Source organism: Planktosalinus sp., assembly GCF_059864935.1.
Window position 1 is genome coordinate 1 of record NZ_JCBCCK010000165.1, and the last position, 15,722, is coordinate 15,722.

Below are 15,722 nucleotides of genomic sequence, written 5' to 3' on the forward strand. Positions count from 1 at the left end.
TGCTTTTGAAACATTGAAAAAATACATTGAAAAACTGGAGCAAGATAACAAACACCTAACTCAAGAAATTGAACAATTAAGAATAAGAAAAGGATAAATTGTTTAATTCAAAAAAACAACAACCGCCTCCAAAAAAGAAACGGTTGCCGTGCAATTGAAATTTGAATTTTAATTAAACCTGTGACACCCGCAGGGTGTTTACCATACCCTTGTCCTTTATGGGCATAGCCGCAAGGTTAATGAGATAATCTCCTTTTTGCACAAAACCTTTCTCAAGTGCAATTTTATTAACGTCGTCAACAGTAGTGTCTGTGCTTACAAACCTGTCATAGTGAAAAGCCCTGACGCCCCATAGCAAATTCATTCTGGTGATGATGTTTTTGTTTGAACTGAACACCAAAATATGTGCATTGGGTCTCCATGCTGAAATTTGAAAAGCCGTATACCCACTATTTGTTAACGTACAGATGGCTTTGGCTTCAATTTCGTTAGCCATCAAGGCCGCATGATAACAAACCGATTTGGTGACATATCTGATTGTTTTAATTTGCGGCGGTTCCTGCGGAACTGTGATTAATTTAGAATTTTCAACTGTTTTAAGGATTTTTGCCATGGTTTCCACCACTTGTACGGGATAGTTTCCAATAGAGGTTTCACCGGAAAGCATTACTGCGTCTGCACCGTCCATTACTGAGTTGGCCACATCGTTGACCTCAGCCCGTGTGGGAGTGAGTGAGGTAATCATGGTTTCCATCATTTGTGTGGCAATAATAACCGGTATTCTGGCATTTTTTGCGACAAGCACCAGTTCTTTTTGAATGAGTGGCACCTCGTTGGCGGGAACTTCAACTCCAAGGTCACCACGTGCAACCATTAGTCCATCACAATGAGCGATGATTCTCTTAATATTCTTCACGGCTTCCGGTTTTTCGATTTTTGCAATCACCGGTATTTTGTATTTAGAATGTTCTTTAATAAGCTCATTTAAAATTTTAAGGTCATCTGCATCCCTAACAAAAGAAAGTGCAATCCAGTCCACTTCTTGTTCTATGGCAAAAATGGCGTCTTCAATGTCTTTTTCGGTCATTGCCGGAAGCGATATCTTTGTATTTGGCAGGTTTACTCCTTTTTTTGAGCGCAAAGGCCCGCCTTGAATGACTTTGGCTTTAACTTCATTTTGTTTGTTTGTTTCCATTACCTGAAAATGGAGTTTGCCGTCGTCGAGCAGTATCATTTCTCCGGGCTTAACATCCATTGGAAAGGTGTCATAGTTCATATAAACACGCCGGGCGTTTCCCTCAAATTCTTCTCCGGTACAAAACAATATTTCGTCTCCCGGCTTTACGATTACTTCTTCTTTCATCATTCCCACGCGCAGTTTTGGGCCTTGCAAATCGGCAAGGATAGCAGGTGTAAAATCGAGCGAAGCTCCAATTTCCCTTATGGTATCAATGCGTTCCTTTACGTTTGTATAGTTGGCATGAGAAAAGTTAACCCTAAACACATCAACCCCTGCAAGTATCATATTTTTTATGGTTCCCCTACTTTGAGTGGCGGGCCCTAGAGTGGCAACTATTTTGGTTTTTTTTCTTTGCGGCATTAGTCAAAATTTAAATTGTTTTTTGATTTCAAATTGTTGAGATCAACTTGGTATGCTGTAATTATTGAAGGAATTTTATTGAGTTGTGAAACAATTTTTTGCTCATAAGTTTCCGGTTCATCTGAAACTATTTTTAAAAAGTATTCGGTTTTTTTGAATTCAGGAATCAGATAATGAGTTTTTTCTTCATTGCTTGTTTCAAATAAACTTCCGGCACTGGTGGTTTTTTCGGTAACAGATTTGTATGTGTTATTTATCAGACAAAAAATGTCTTCTCTTTCAATGTCCTGATATTGAAAAACTGAAAAAGTGATGTGTCCTTCCTTTTTAAAAAAATCGAGGTCATTTTCCTTTCGCTTTAAGTTAAAGTTTAAATGCTTGTTGATTAAAAATGCGAGCTTATAATCCTCAACATTGCCATGAATGGCTATGAGCATAAATTCATCTTCGGTTATTAGCTCCAATTGATGTCGTTGCATGATTCTCAATAAACATTAAACCGTAAAGATAATGTATCCTTGGAGATAAAGGAAAAAGCGTATGTAAAATTTTCATTAATGAACATTATCCATTACCGTTAGAGGACTCTTTATTGATTTTATTTTGAAGTTTATAGTAGGCTCGTTTTGCCGCGCGTTCTTCGGCTTTTTTCTTTGAGGTTGCCCGGGCTTTTGCTGCTATGGTTCCTTCAATTTGAAGCTTAACGGCAAAGTGTTTAATCGTGTCGTTGCCGGTGTCATCATAGACTATAAATTCAAATTTTTTCTTGTTTTTTTGACACCACTCAATAACCAAGCTTTTGTAGCTGGTGATTTTACCCTCGAGTTTTTCTATATCAACATATGGTTTAATTACTCTTTTATGTATAAACTTTTCACAGGATTTAAACCCTTTGTCCAGGTAAATAGCTCCCACTAATGCTTCAAAGATATTTCCATGAATATTGAGTCCAAAACTTTCAAGTGGGATGGCTGACCTTACAAACCTAATCAAATCCAAATCTCTTCCCAACTCATTCAGGTGTTCACGGCTCACCACTTTAGACCTCATTTTTGTGAGATACCCTTCGTTTCCTGAAGGCACCTTTTTAAACAAATGAGCTGCAATAACAGCTCCCAGCATAGCATCACCTAAAAACTCCAGGCGTTCATAGTTTAAAATATTCCCTTTTTTATCAGTAATATTTGTAGAGCGATGCGTAAATGCCATTTCATAAATGGAAATATCACCGGGTCTGAATCCAATTGTTTTTTTTATTTCACGAAAAAAACTCCCGTTCTTTTCAGCACGGGAATTAAATATGTTTCGAAAGGAATTCATTAAGTATTACTGTTCAATCTTTCTGAAAAGAATACAGGCATTGTGGCCTCCAAATCCAAAAGTATTACTCATAGCCACATTAACTTCTCTTTCCTGAGCCTTATTGAGTGTTAAGTTTAATGCAGGGTCGATGTTATTATCGACAGTAGAATGATTGATTGTTGGAGGAACCAAACTGTATTTCATTGCCAAAATGGATGCAATGGCTTCAATGGCTCCGGCAGCTCCCAGTAAGTGTCCGGTCATTGACTTTGTTGAATTAATATTAATTTTATGTGCATGGGTGCCAAAAACCATTGAAATTGCTTTAAGTTCTGCAACATCTCCCAATGGCGTTGAAGTTCCGTGGGTGTTTATCGTTTCCACTTGATTGGCTGTAATGCCTGCGTCGTTTAAGCAATTCAACATCACGCGTTCAACTCCAATACCGTCAGGGTGTGGCGCAGTTAAGTGATAGGCATCACTTGACATCCCTCCGCCAATGATTTCGGCATAAATTTTTGCGCCTCGGGCTTTTGCATGCTCGTATTCTTCCAATATTAGTGCTCCTGCTCCTTCCCCAAGAACAAACCCGTCGCGGGTGGCGTCAAAGGGGCGCGAGGCGGTTTCGGGTGTTTCGTTCATGGTTGACAATGCATGCATGGCATTAAATCCACCCATACCTGCTTTAGTAACTGCAGCTTCAGAGCCACCGGTAACTATAACATCACAGTGCCCAAGACGGATGTAATTCAAAGCATCAATCATAGCATTAGCAGATGATGCACAAGCAGAAACCGTGGTATAGTTTGGCCCCATAAATCCATGTTTAATGGATATATGACCCGGCGCAATGTCCGCAATCATTTTAGGAATAAAAAAAGGGTTAAACCTTGGCGTGCCGTCGCCAGCAGCAAAGTTTAACACCTCATCTTGAAAGGTTTCTAACCCTCCTATTCCTGCTCCCCATATAACGCCGACACGAAATTTATCCAACTTTTCAAGTTCCAACCCGGCATCCTGTATGGCCTCATCTGAAGCTACAAGCGCATATTGAGCAAACCTGTCCAGTTTCCTGGCTTCTTTTCGGTCGAAAAAATTTAGGGGGTCAAAATTTTTAATTTCGCAAGCGAATTTCGTTTTGAACTTTTCAGTATCAAAATAGGTGATGGGCGCTGAGCCACTCCTCCCGTTCTTCAATCCATCCCAATATTCAGATATATTGTTCCCAATTGGAGTAAGAGCACCTAAACCGGTAACAACAACTCGCTTTAAAACCATTGTGGATTATTTCTTATTTTGCGTTTTCTATATAGGAAATTGCCTGACCCACAGTTGAAATGTTTTCAGCCTGATCATCGGGAATCTGGATGTCAAATTCTTTTTCAAATTCCATGATTAGCTCTACTGTGTCTAATGAGTCTGCCCCTAAATCGTTTGTGAAGCTTGCTTCAGTTACAACTTCGTTTTCGTCTACACCTAATTTGTCTACGATAATCGCTTTTACTCTTGATGCAATGTCTGACATAATTTTAATTTTTTAATTTTAGTAAGTCGCAAAAATAAAATATTTTAATTTAAAACAACACGATACTTGTAAAATGTGGCTCTAATTTAGTAATTTTTAGATTAACTCCGTTCTATTTCTTTTACTTTTGTCATCTAAAATCACTTACATTGAACAACCATAGCCATTTAAACAACAAGAAAAAAATTGCCGTTTTTGCTTCCGGCTCAGGAACAAATGCACAAAACCTGATTGAATACTTTAAAAATAGTTCTTTGGGCAAGGTTGAATTAGTGCTTTCAAACAATCCAAATGCGAAAGTGGTTGAAAGAGCAAGAAATCTTGATGTTGAAACTTTCGTTTTCAACAAAAATGAACTTAACAACACCTCTATTGTTTTGAATAAGCTTAAAGGCTCACAGATAGACCTGATTGTTCTTGCCGGGTTTTTGCTTAAGTTTCCGGAATCGATACTGAACCATTACAGTAATAAGGTAATCAATATCCACCCTGCCCTGTTGCCAAAATATGGCGGAAAAGGAATGTACGGCATGAATGTGCATAATGCAGTGGTTGAAAATCAAGAAAAAGAAACCGGTATCACCATTCATTTTGTCAATGAAAACTATGATGAAGGAAAAATTATTTTTCAGGCAAAAACCGAAGTTTTACCTTCAGATAACGCAGAAACAGTTGCATCAAAAATTCACGAACTTGAGCAAAAGCATTTCCCAAAAGTGGTTGAAGAATTAATCGAAAAAGAAGTAAATGGCTAAAAAGCAGAAATATTATGTGGTTTGGTTTGGCAACCCAACAGGGATATTTGATTCATGGGAAAAATGCAAAAAAGCCATAACGGGCATAACCGGTGCGCAATACAAATCCTTCTCAACTTTAGACGATGCAAAAAAAGCCTTTCAAGGCGAGTATAAGGACTATATGGGAAAAGGCCTAAAAAAGAAAGAACTTTCTCCATTAGAAAAAGCAAAATATGGCGAGCCCAACCTGTACTCCATAGCCGTTGATGCAGCCTCAAGCGGCAACCCCGGAATTATGGAATACCGGGGGGTGGACACCCAGACCACAAAACAACTGTTTCATCAGGGGCCTTTTAAAGAAGGAACCAATAATATAGGAGAGTTTTTAGCCTTGGTTCACGGACTTGCCTATCTTAAAAAAAACAACAGCGACAGAATCATTTACACTGACTCAAAAATTGCGATGGGCTGGGTGAAAGTTAAGAAGTGCCGCACCAAACTCAAACAAACCGCCAAAAACAAAGACCTTTTTGAGCTGGTCCAAAGGGCAGAACACTGGCTGAAAACCAACACTTATTCTACAAAAATCGTAAAATGGGAAACCAAAGCCTGGGGAGAAATCCCGGCAGATTTTGGGAGGAAGTGATGTTTGTCAACCCCCTCAGGACTCAAAACCCTGAGAGGGTTAAACTGGAAATCCAAAGCCTGAGGGGAAATCCCGGCAAGTTTTGGGAGATGGCAGTATTGAAATATTGTTTATCTTTAACTCGTGAATTCTAATCAGTTAGATATGAAAAAGCCTGTAATCACTTATTTATCTGCGTTGTTTATATTGTTGCTGAGTTGTGGTAAAGCAGACGATTGTGATTCCATTTTTAAATTTTCGCCTATTGAATATGAACTCTATTTTGAGCTAAAGAATGGAAACGAGCATTTTGAAGATGAAGAGGTTTTTATTTCCAATAAACATGAAATGCAAAACGGTGTACTCTCTCCCATTCCCTTTTACAACAATGAAGTTATTTGGGACCCACTATATCAAGTAGATGATGACTATTCAACCTTTGAAACAGTTGTCTTTGGCCATAAAGGAACAAGTGCTTCTGGGCACACTTTTTTTATGGGTGTTCATGTGGGTATGGGACCTACTTCAGAGTGTGGATATGACAATTGGGCTCATTGGAATCACAACTCTTATTATTTGCTTAAATTTCCGGACAGTACTGTTGACACCCTTCGCATTCAAAACAAAAAGGAAATTTTTAAAAACCCTCAGCACACCATATATTTGAATGGGGTATCTCAAGACTATTTTTTACTTCCTCAGAATTATATTACCATTCAAAAGTAAACTCTAAGAGGAGTAACTTTGGGGATTCTGTTTTTTTTTCAACCAAAATATTGGTCTATATTTGCACCTCCAATTAAACTCAAAGCATGAGCAAATTAGTCATTGTGGGCACCGTCGCTTTTGACGCTATTGAAACCCCTTTCGGGAAAACCGATAAAATCCTGGGCGGAGCAGCCACATACATTGGCCTGGCCGCTTCTCAATTTCAGGCTGATGCTGCAATAGTATCTGTTGTTGGCGGCGATTTTCCCAGAAAATATATAGACCTTTTCGAGCAGCGAAATATTGATGTTTCCGCGCTCGAAGTTGTTGAAAGCGGAAAAACATTTTTCTGGAGTGGCAAATACAGAAACGACCTCAACTCCAGAGATACCCTCGACACCCAACTCAATGTGCTTGCAGACTTCAGCCCAAAGGTGCCCGAAAATTTTAAAAATGCGGAAATAGTAATGTTGGGCAACCTGCATCCTGCTGTTCAATTAAGTGTAATTGGTCAAATGGAGCCTCGACCAAAACTTATAATTCTGGACACCATGAACTTTTGGATGGACAACACTTTGGACTTGCTCAAGCAAGTGATATCAAAAGTAGATGTCATTACAATCAACGACGAAGAAGCGAGACAACTCACCGGAGAATACTCGCTGGTTGTTGCAGCCAGAAAAATTCAGGATATGGGCCCAAAATATGTTGTGATAAAAAAAGGAGAGCATGGTGCGTTACTTTTTCACGAAGAACAAATATTTTTTGCCCCGGCATTGCCTCTGGAAGAAGTTTTTGATCCCACCGGAGCGGGAGACACCTTTGCTGGTGGCTTTGCAGGTTATCTTTCAAAAAGTGACGATTTGAGTTTTGACAATATGAAAAATGCTATTATATACGGCTCAACGCTTGCCTCTTTTTGTGTCGAAAAATTCGGAACCGAGCGGATGCAAACGCTTACTCAGGCAGAGTTACATAAACGCCTGCTTCAGTTTAAAAATTTAACTCAGTTTGAAATCGAACTAAAATAAATATGCGCTCCAAAATTTGGAGCGTTTTTTAATTAAATTAGACTCAATATAGCACTATGAGTGACCAGTTAAAACACGAATGTGGCATTGCATTAATCCGGTTGTTAAAACCACTTGAATACTATCATGAAAAGTATGGTACGGCATTTTATGGCGTCAACAAAATGTACCTGATGATGGAAAAGCAACACAACCGTGGCCAGGATGGTGCCGGTTTTGCCAGCGTAAAACTTGATGCCCAGCCGGGCAGCAGATACATAAGTCGTAAGCGTTCAAACGCTGCGCAGCCCATTCAGGACATTTTTAACCACATCAATGACGAAATCAATAATTATTTTACAGAATTTCCCGAATATATAAACGACGTTGCAGCACAAAAAAGTAATATGCCTTTTGTTGGAGAGCTGCTTCTTGGCCATGTACGTTATGGAACTTTTGGCAAAAACAGTGTCGAAAACGTGCACCCTTTTATGCGTCAAAACAACTGGATGCACCGCAATTTAATCATTGCCGGAAATTTTAATATGACCAATACCACCCAGCTGTTTAACAACCTCATTGATATGGGAATGCACCCCAAAGAAAAAGCCGACACCATTACGGTTATGGAAAAAATCGGGCATTTTCTAGACGATGCAGTAAACAAACTCTATAAAAAAGCGAAAGCAAAAGGATTAACCAAAATTGAAGCTTCGCCCTACATAGCAAAGAAACTTGACATTCAAAAAATACTTAAAAAATCATCCAAAGACTGGGATGGTGGTTATGCTATGGCAGGACTTTTAGGTCACGGCGATTGTTTTGTATTAAGAGACCCGGCCGGAATCAGACCCACATACTATTACAAAGACGATGAAGTGGTTGTTATTGCTTCTGAACGCCCGGTGATTCAAACCGTTTTTAACGTGCCTTTTGAAAGCGTGCAAGAACTTGATCCGGGTCATGCGCTTATAGTTAAAAAATCTGGAAAATTCTCCATTGAACCGGTACTGACCCCACTCGAAAAAAAATCGTGTTCCTTTGAACGTATTTATTTTTCAAGAGGAAGCGATGCTGAAATCTATCAGGAAAGAAAAGAACTGGGTAGGTTGTTGATGCCCAAAGTGCTTCAGGCCATCAACTATGATACTCAGAAAACCGTTTTTTCATATATTCCAAACACAGCAGAAACCTCCTTTTACGGAATGGTGGAAGCTGCTCAGGATGAGCTCAACAAACAGAAAAACGAAGCAATTTTAAAAGAACAAGGAAATCTTACCAACGAAAAACTTGAAAAAATCCAATCGTATAAATTAAGAACAGAAAAAATTGCCATTAAGGATGTCAAGTTAAGAACATTTATTACCGAAGACAGTAGTAGGGATGATCTTGTAGCCCACGTTTATGATGTTACCTATGGCGTTATAAAACCGGAAGACAGCCTGGTTATCATAGACGACAGCATTGTAAGAGGAACAACTTTAAAAAAGAGTATTTTAAAAATTCTTGACCGGTTAAAACCAAAACAAATAATTGTTGTTTCATCAGCACCACAAATCAGGTATCCGGACTGTTACGGAATTGATATGGCACGACTTGAAAACCTAATAGCATTTGAAGCAGCTTTGGAGCTTCTCAAAGAAAACGGAAAACAAAATGTTATTGAAGAAGTTTATAAAAAATGTAAAGTTCAGGAGCATCTTGAAGATTCTGAAGTCACCAATTTTGTAAAGGAAATATACACCCCTTTTACAGACGATGAAATTTCAGATAAAATTGCTGAAATTCTAAAACCAGAGGACACCAAGGCAGGTGTTAAAATTATTTTTCAAACTGTAGAAAACCTACACAAAGCTTGTCCAAAAAATTTAGGTGACTGGTACTTTACTGGAGATTATCCCACTCCCGGTGGAAACAGGGTAGTTAATAAAGCCTTCATCAATTTTTATGAAGGGAACAAAGAGCGTGCTTATTAAATATTTTTGAGTTTATATTTTCTTACATTATTCTTATTTTTTTATTCCTTTTATCGGTGTTTTTTGTTTTTAATCTAAAACATTGTTTTGCAAGTATCTATTCAAAATAATTGAAATATATTTGACCATACCATAGCATAAGTAGGTTAAGTTCATGGTAGATTTGGGGCAAAAAAAGGTAAACTCTCGTTTACCTTTTTTTATTTTTAAACCATCCGATTTTCTTAAAGTAAAATCACCTTTTTTTCTTTCAATTTTATGCTTTTTGTCGGATATAATTGTTTTTTATCTAAAACCTCTAATTGTCCGGCTATATTCACATACATTTGTCTCACCATAGCATAAGTAGGTTAAGTTTATGGTAAATTTGGGGCAAAAAAAGGGAAACTTTCGTTTCCCTTTTTTTATTTTATGGAGGTAATTCTATTCCTCATTTTGGACATACCTTGCTCCCACTTCTTTCCAGTCAATCACATTAAAAAATGCGCTGATATAGTCAGGTCTTCGGTTTTGGTAATTTAAATAGTAGGCATGCTCCCAAACATCCAAACCTAGAATGGGTGTGCCCCCGCAACCAACTTCCGGCATTAAAGGGTTATCCTGGTTTGGGGTTGCACAAATTTCTAGTTTTCCCCCTTTTTGTACGCAAAGCCAAGCCCAACCTGAACCAAACTGTGTAGCTGCTGCTTCAGAAAATCTTTCTTTAAAATTCTCAAAACTTTGGAAATCACGGTTAATAGCTTCAGCCAATTCACCGATTGGTCTTCCCCCTCCATCCGGTGACATTATTTCCCAAAACAAACGGTGATTGTAAAAACCACCTCCGTTATTTCTAACCGCTTTGTTTTTCATGTCCAGATTGATAAGGATGTTCTCAATGGTTTTACCCTCCATATCAGTTCCTTCTATAGCTTTGTTCAAGTTTGCTGTATACCCGGCGTGATGCTTACCATGGTGGATTTCCATGGTTTTGGCGTCAATGTGTGGCTCAAGCGCATCGTGAGCATATTTTAATTGTGGTAATTCAAATGACATAATTCTAGTTTTTTTGGTTAATAATGAATACCAAATTTACAAATTCTTCTGCTTAATATCTGTTATAAATAACATAAAGAGTTAATAGCCAAATAAATTAAAACTATACTCAAAGTGTATGTGAAACTAAAACGATGTTAGTATCTTAGTAAAAATTATTTTATGATTCAGCATCCATTTTCAATTTTTAATGCTTCTGCGGGTTCGGGTAAAACATTTACCCTTGTCAAAGCATACCTGTCCATTTTACTCGCCTCAAACAAGCCTGACTACTTTAAACATATCTTGGCCGTCACATTCACAAACAAAGCTGTGGGCGAAATGAAACACCGCATCCTGGATAGCTTGAATGCTTTTTCTAAAAACCCAACCCCTGACAAACACCTGACAATGTTTAATCTTGTTTCCAGCGAAACAAACCTCAATGAAAACGAAATTAGACTCAGGGCCCAAAGGGCAATTCAATTTATTCTCCATCATTACAGTTTTTTTGATGTGGAAACCATTGACAGGTTCAACCACAGACTGATTCGCACATTTGCACGGGATTTAAAGTTGGCGACAAACTTTGAAGTAGAACTCGAAGTAGATGTTGTTTTAAATGAAGCCGTTGATAAAGTAATTTCACAAGTGGGAATCAATGAACAACTCACCAAAGTAATACTTGATTTCAGTTTTGAAAAAGCCGACGATGATAAAAGTTGGGACATCTCTTCAGACCTGAAAAAAATCAGTCATATTCTCAGAAACGAGAATGACCTGAAGCATTTTGAACAGCTAAAATCCAAAACCATAGCCGATTTTATTCAACTTAAAAACACCCTTTTAGTTAAAAAACAAGCCGCTGAAAATCAATTAAAATTTTTGTCTATAGAGTTTTTTGATGTCCTTTCGAAAAACGATCTTGAAGATTCTGATTTTTCAGGCAAATATTTCCCAAGGTATTTTCAAAATATTGCAAACGGAAGGGTTGATGTCCTTACCGGAGCCGGATGGCAACAAAATTTTGGGTCAAGCCAGCTTTACCCAAACAGGGTAATAGGCGAAAAAGCTGCAGTCATCGACAGGTTAACTCCAAGATTTGTTAACCTTTTTGAAAATTCTGCACAACAGCTTCTGCAAATTGGTTTTCTGAATTTAATCCTACAAAATGTCAACTCCCTTTCTCTGATAAATGCTATATATAAGGAGTATCTCAATATTCAATCTGAGAAAAACATTTTACCCATTTCTGAATTCAATACCCGCATCAACAACGAAATTAAAAATCAGCCTGCCCCTTTTATCTATGAGCGATTGGGTGAAAAATACCGCCATTATTTTATAGACGAGTTTCAGGACACTTCACAAATGCAATGGAACAATTTAATTCCCTTGATTGAAAATGCCCTATCACAATCCGGACACGACCAACTTTCAGGAAGTTTGTTGTTGGTGGGCGATGCCAAACAGTCCATTTACCGCTGGCGCGGAGGTGACCCTGATCAATTTATTAGCCTCTATGAGAAATTCAACCCCTTTCTTTCGATAGATAAAAATGTAAGTACACTCGATACTAATTTCAGAAGCTTTGACGAAGTCATCACGTTTAACAATACTTTTTTTAGTTTTGTTGCTTCGACCTTTACTTCCGTTCTTCACAATCAGTTGTATGAAACCGGAAATTCCCAAAAAACCACTGGCAAGAAAGGTGGTTATGTTTCTATAGAATTTCTAGATCCAAAATCTGAAGACGATAAAAACAGGGTTTATCAGGAAAAAACACTTGAAATTATTTACAGCCTCATTCGTCAAAATTATGCCCTGGGTGATATTTGCATTCTGGTCAGAACAAACAACCAAGGTGTTGCTTTGGCTGAGTTTCTCTCTAAAAATAATATAAAAATAATCTCGTCTGAAGCCTTGCTGCTTGAAAGCGCTCCGGAAATTATTTTTATTATAAACCTGCTAAAAACCATTCAAAACTTTGAGGACAAAAAAGCGCGCGCAGATGTGTTTTATTTCCTTCATAGTCACCTTGAAACCCAACAACCACTTTCAGACTTTTTGACGGAGGCTCTAAATTTTTCCAAAACTGAAATCTCCAAAAAATTTGAGTCTCTGGGTGTTGATTTTTATTTAGAATTTTCTTCAGGCATTCCGTTATTTGATTTGTGTGAAAACATTTGCAACTCCTTTTCACTTTTCAAAAAAAGGGTGGCATACATTCAGTCGTTTTTGGAACTTGTTTATGAGTTTTCTTCAAAAGAGTCCAACACGATTCAAACATTTTTGGAATTTTGGGAAGACAAAAAATCAAAAAGCAGTGTTGAAATTTCTGATCAAATCGATGCCGTTACCATAATGACCGTACATAAGTCAAAAGGGCTTGAATTTCCTGTGGTAATTTACCCCTTTGCAGACGATGATATCGTTACCGCTCATAAAGAAAAAATCTGGTTACCCATAGATGAAAATGAATTTAACGGCTTTTCAGAAATGCTGGTTCCCGCAAAAAAGGAACTTGAAAACCATGGCGAAACCACCCGGGCAGTTTACGAGGAAGTCAAAATGAAATCTGAACTGGACACCTTGAACATTGTTTATGTTGCCATGACACGTGCCGTTGAGCAACTCTATGTTTTGACAGACATCAACTCCATTGGAAAAGAAAACAGGACAGCTTCCATTTTTCATCGTTTTTTGAAAGAAACTGAGGTATGGGATGACTCAAAAACCCTTTATGAATCCGGTAAAGCCGAAAAGCTTTCTGACGTCAAAGAAGAAGAGGCAACTATAAATACCATTACTACTGAAAAATTCCCGGAAAACAATCCCTATACAAAAATCATAAAAATTGCCACCAAGAAAGCCCTGCTCTGGAATACCGAAAAAGAAAAAGCCATTGAAAAAGGTGATTTATTGCACGATATTCTTGCTGAAATATTTTCTGCAAATGATAAAGACTCTGTATTGCAAAAATTTATTCTTGCCGGCATAATTTCGGAAATTCAAGCTAAAGAAATAGATAAAATTCTGACTGATTTGGTTTCTCATCAGGATCTGATGGAATATTTTAAGCCCAATGCAGAGACCTTTAACGAAAAAGAAATTTTTACGCAAAACGGAGAAAGCCTGAGACCGGACAGGATCAATTTTATTGAAAACAATCAGGTTACCATAATTGACTATAAAACCGGAGCGGAAAAGCCCGAATACGCAAATCAAATCAAAAGATATGGTGAGGTTTTAACGGCTATGGGCTTTAAGGTTCATCAGATGTTGTTGGTCTATATCAAAGAAAAAGTTGAGGTAGTAGGTGTAAAATAAGCTCCATAAAAATAGATACCTTTGCAAAAAACATTGAATACTATGTACGGTAAAATCAAAGAACATTTAGAAAAAGAATTGCAAGAAATTAAAGACAATGGCCTTTTCAAAAAAGAAAGGATTATCACTTCACCACAGGATGCAGTTATAAAAATTTCAACCGGCCAGGAGGTGATTAATTTTTGTGCAAACAATTATTTAGGCCTTTCGTCAAACAAAGAAGTAATTCAGGCTGCAAAAGACGCTATGGATGCTCATGGTTTTGGAATGTCATCGGTTCGTTTTATATGTGGCACTCAGGACATTCACAAAAAACTTGAGCAAAAGATTGCAGATTTTTATCACACTGAAGACACCATTTTATATGCGGCAGCCTTTGATGCCAACGGCGGGGTTTTTGAACCGCTTTTTGGTGCTGAAGATGCCATAATTTCAGATTCACTTAACCATGCTTCTATCATAGACGGTGTCAGGCTTTGTAAAGCAGCCAGATACCGTTATGAAAACAGTGATATGGCAGACCTTGAAGCAAAGCTTATAGAGGCCAATGCTAATGGCGCCCGTTTTAAAATCATAGTAACCGATGGTGTTTTCTCCATGGACGGTCTTGTTGCCCCGTTGGATAAAATCTGTGATTTGGCAGATAAATATGATGCAATGGTAATGATTGATGAATGCCATGCCGCAGGATTTATTGGTGAGACAGGTCGCGGGACTTTAGAAGAAAAAGGCGTTATGGGCAGGATAGACATCATTACCGGAACCCTCGGAAAAGCCCTTGGAGGGGCGATGGGAGGCTACACAACAGGGAAAAAGGAAATCATAGAAATGCTGCGTCAGCGATCCAGGCCCTATTTGTTCTCAAATTCGCTGGCTCCTGCGATAGTGGGCGCTTCAATCAAAGTTTTTGAATTGCTTGAAAACGATACTACATTAAGAGATAAACTTGCTGAAAACACTTCATATTTCAAAAAAGGGATGCTTGAAGCCGGTTTTGACATCATAGATGGCGACTCAGCCATAGTACCTGTAATGCTTTATGACGCTAAATTGTCTCAGACTATGGCTGACAAGCTGCTGGCAGAAGGAATTTATGTTATAGGATTTTTCTTTCCTGTAGTGCCAAAGGGCAAGGCAAGAATCAGGGTACAACTCTCCGCCGCCCACACTAAAGAGCACTTAAACAGGGCTTTAGAAGCCTTCAAAAAGGTTGGAAAAGAGATGGGTGTAATTCACGCAACGTAGTTCTTAAAAATTTATTGCGATATATTCTAAAAAATTTAGTAGATTTGGTTTTGTTAATCGTTATTAACGACTTAATTTTGCTACAATTAACACTTAAAATTTAAATTATTGAATATGAAACATCTTAGCAGATTATTAGTTGCATCTTTACTTATCTTCGGATTAAGTAATCTAAATGCTCAAGACGAGTACAACCCCTGGGCGGTTGAGATTGGTATCAACGCAGTTGATGTTTACCCTGTTGGCAAGGTAGATGACAGAATTCCTGCAGAACTTAGAGGAGAAATTTTTGACAAGTATTTTAAGACTAGTCATTGGAATGTTCTACCATCAGTATCTAGACTTGCCGTTTCTAAATACATGGGAGGTGGTTTTATTTTCACAGCTGCAGGTTCCGTAAACAGAATTAAAAATTTTGGGGATTTAAACGTAAGCGACATAGGTCTAGGAACCACTAAAGACCTTACTTACTTTGCTGCAGACGGTGAAGTTAAATACAGCTTCAAAAACGCATTAAACAGTTCTTGGTTTGACCCACAGTTGGGTATTGGCGGTGGTTATACTTGGGTTGACGAGATTGGATTTGGAACCGCAAATGCTCTTTTAGGTTTTAAGTTTTGGTTGAGCGAATCACTTGCTTTAAACCTTCA

General features: G+C 38.1%; 13 protein-coding genes and 1 pseudogene. 8 read left to right on the forward strand and 6 right to left on the reverse strand.

Translation table 11 applies throughout. The features are described from left to right. Window positions 1-172: 172 nt before the first annotated feature. The 5 genes from pyk to AC6F75_RS06415 form a co-directional block, all read right to left on the reverse strand. The gene (gene pyk, locus AC6F75_RS06395) at window positions 173-1,600 is read right to left on the reverse strand and encodes a pyruvate kinase (RefSeq protein ID WP_500714123.1); all 1,428 of its coding nucleotides are present in this window, start codon (window positions 1,598-1,600) and stop codon (window positions 173-175) included. Beyond that, on the reverse strand, window positions 1,600-2,079 hold the full coding sequence (locus AC6F75_RS06400; protein ID WP_500714124.1) for an IPExxxVDY family protein: 480 nt from the start codon (window positions 2,077-2,079) through the stop codon (window positions 1,600-1,602). The genes pyk and AC6F75_RS06400 overlap by 1 nt, the downstream gene beginning before the upstream one ends. 85 nt (window positions 2,080-2,164) lie before the next feature. After that, complete coding sequence (gene rnc / locus AC6F75_RS06405) at window positions 2,165-2,920, reverse strand: ribonuclease III (RefSeq protein ID WP_500714125.1); 756 nt, start codon at window positions 2,918-2,920, stop codon at window positions 2,165-2,167. 6 nt (window positions 2,921-2,926) lie between these two features. Beyond that, window positions 2,927-4,180 carry a beta-ketoacyl-ACP synthase II gene (gene fabF / locus AC6F75_RS06410; protein WP_500714126.1) on the reverse strand — a complete coding sequence of 418 codons (1,254 nt, stop codon included), beginning with the start codon at window positions 4,178-4,180 and terminating at the stop codon, window positions 2,927-2,929. Window positions 4,181-4,193: 13 nt separating this feature from the next. Next, window positions 4,194-4,427, reverse strand: coding sequence for an acyl carrier protein (locus AC6F75_RS06415; RefSeq protein ID WP_188438527.1), 234 nt, complete (start codon window positions 4,425-4,427; stop codon window positions 4,194-4,196). 149 nt (window positions 4,428-4,576) lie between these two features. Here AC6F75_RS06415 and purN point away from each other — a divergent pair, with 149 nt between their 5' ends. The 5 genes from purN to AC6F75_RS06440 all read left to right on the forward strand — a co-directional run bounded on the left by purN (window position 4,577) and on the right by AC6F75_RS06440 (window position 9,483). Continuing rightward, window positions 4,577-5,182, forward strand: coding sequence for a phosphoribosylglycinamide formyltransferase (purN, locus tag AC6F75_RS06420; RefSeq protein WP_500714127.1), 606 nt, complete (start codon window positions 4,577-4,579; stop codon window positions 5,180-5,182). Beyond that, entirely contained in the window at window positions 5,175-5,810 is a 636-nt protein-coding gene (locus AC6F75_RS06425; RefSeq protein ID WP_500714128.1) for a ribonuclease H1 domain-containing protein, read from the forward strand. The genes purN and AC6F75_RS06425 overlap by 8 nt, the downstream gene beginning before the upstream one ends. A gap of 144 nt (window positions 5,811-5,954) precedes the next feature. Then, the gene (locus tag AC6F75_RS06430) at window positions 5,955-6,515 is read left to right on the forward strand and encodes a hypothetical protein (protein ID WP_500714129.1); all 561 of its coding nucleotides are present in this window, start codon (window positions 5,955-5,957) and stop codon (window positions 6,513-6,515) included. 86 nt (window positions 6,516-6,601) lie between these two features. Then, on the forward strand, window positions 6,602-7,528 hold the full coding sequence (locus AC6F75_RS06435) for a PfkB family carbohydrate kinase (RefSeq protein ID WP_500714130.1): 927 nt from the start codon (window positions 6,602-6,604) through the stop codon (window positions 7,526-7,528). A 56-nt stretch (window positions 7,529-7,584) separates the two neighbouring features. Continuing rightward, window positions 7,585-9,483, forward strand: coding sequence for an amidophosphoribosyltransferase (locus AC6F75_RS06440; RefSeq protein ID WP_500714131.1), 1,899 nt, complete (start codon window positions 7,585-7,587; stop codon window positions 9,481-9,483). A 423-nt stretch (window positions 9,484-9,906) separates the two neighbouring features. On the opposite strand, the gene AC6F75_RS06445 is transcribed toward AC6F75_RS06440, so the two are convergent. Next, window positions 9,907-10,518, reverse strand: coding sequence for a Fe-Mn family superoxide dismutase (locus AC6F75_RS06445; protein WP_500714132.1), 612 nt, complete (start codon window positions 10,516-10,518; stop codon window positions 9,907-9,909). A gap of 162 nt (window positions 10,519-10,680) precedes the next feature. Between AC6F75_RS06445 and AC6F75_RS06450 the strand changes: the two genes are divergently transcribed. From AC6F75_RS06450 to AC6F75_RS06460, 3 genes and pseudogenes are all read left to right on the forward strand, one after another. Next, window positions 10,681-13,827 (forward strand): UvrD-helicase domain-containing protein, encoded by a 3,147-nt coding sequence (locus AC6F75_RS06450; protein ID WP_500714133.1) that lies wholly within the window; start codon window positions 10,681-10,683, stop codon window positions 13,825-13,827. 42 nt (window positions 13,828-13,869) lie between these two features. Further along, window positions 13,870-15,072, forward strand: a complete 1,203-nt coding sequence (gene kbl / locus AC6F75_RS06455) for a glycine C-acetyltransferase (RefSeq protein ID WP_500714134.1) — start codon at window positions 13,870-13,872, stop codon at window positions 15,070-15,072. Window positions 15,073-15,186: 114 nt separating this feature from the next. Next, window positions 15,187-15,722, forward strand: a pseudogene (locus tag AC6F75_RS06460) (porin family protein); the annotation flags it as partial.

Excerpts from the sequence above, each read along its gene's own strand:
- kbl (WP_500714134.1), top strand. The coding sequence starts at position 13,870 with ATGTACGGTAAAATCAAAGAACATTTAGAAAAAGAATTGCAAGAAATT.
- rnc (WP_500714125.1), bottom strand. The coding sequence starts at position 2,920 with ATGAATTCCTTTCGAAACATATTTAATTCCCGTGCTGAAAAGAACGGG.
- AC6F75_RS06425 (WP_500714128.1), top strand. The coding sequence starts at position 5,175 with ATGGCTAAAAAGCAGAAATATTATGTGGTTTGGTTTGGCAACCCAACA.
- AC6F75_RS06440 (WP_500714131.1), top strand. The coding sequence starts at position 7,585 with ATGAGTGACCAGTTAAAACACGAATGTGGCATTGCATTAATCCGGTTG.
- AC6F75_RS06430 (WP_500714129.1), top strand. The coding sequence starts at position 5,955 with ATGAAAAAGCCTGTAATCACTTATTTATCTGCGTTGTTTATATTGTTG.
- AC6F75_RS06450 (WP_500714133.1), top strand. The coding sequence starts at position 10,681 with ATGATTCAGCATCCATTTTCAATTTTTAATGCTTCTGCGGGTTCGGGT.
- fabF (WP_500714126.1), bottom strand. The coding sequence starts at position 4,180 with ATGGTTTTAAAGCGAGTTGTTGTTACCGGTTTAGGTGCTCTTACTCCA.
- AC6F75_RS06435 (WP_500714130.1), top strand. The coding sequence starts at position 6,602 with ATGAGCAAATTAGTCATTGTGGGCACCGTCGCTTTTGACGCTATTGAA.
- pyk (WP_500714123.1), bottom strand. The coding sequence starts at position 1,600 with ATGCCGCAAAGAAAAAAAACCAAAATAGTTGCCACTCTAGGGCCCGCC.
- AC6F75_RS06445 (WP_500714132.1), bottom strand. The coding sequence starts at position 10,518 with ATGTCATTTGAATTACCACAATTAAAATATGCTCACGATGCGCTTGAG.
- AC6F75_RS06415 (WP_188438527.1), bottom strand. The coding sequence starts at position 4,427 with ATGTCAGACATTGCATCAAGAGTAAAAGCGATTATCGTAGACAAATTA.
- AC6F75_RS06400 (WP_500714124.1), bottom strand. The coding sequence starts at position 2,079 with ATGCAACGACATCAATTGGAGCTAATAACCGAAGATGAATTTATGCTC.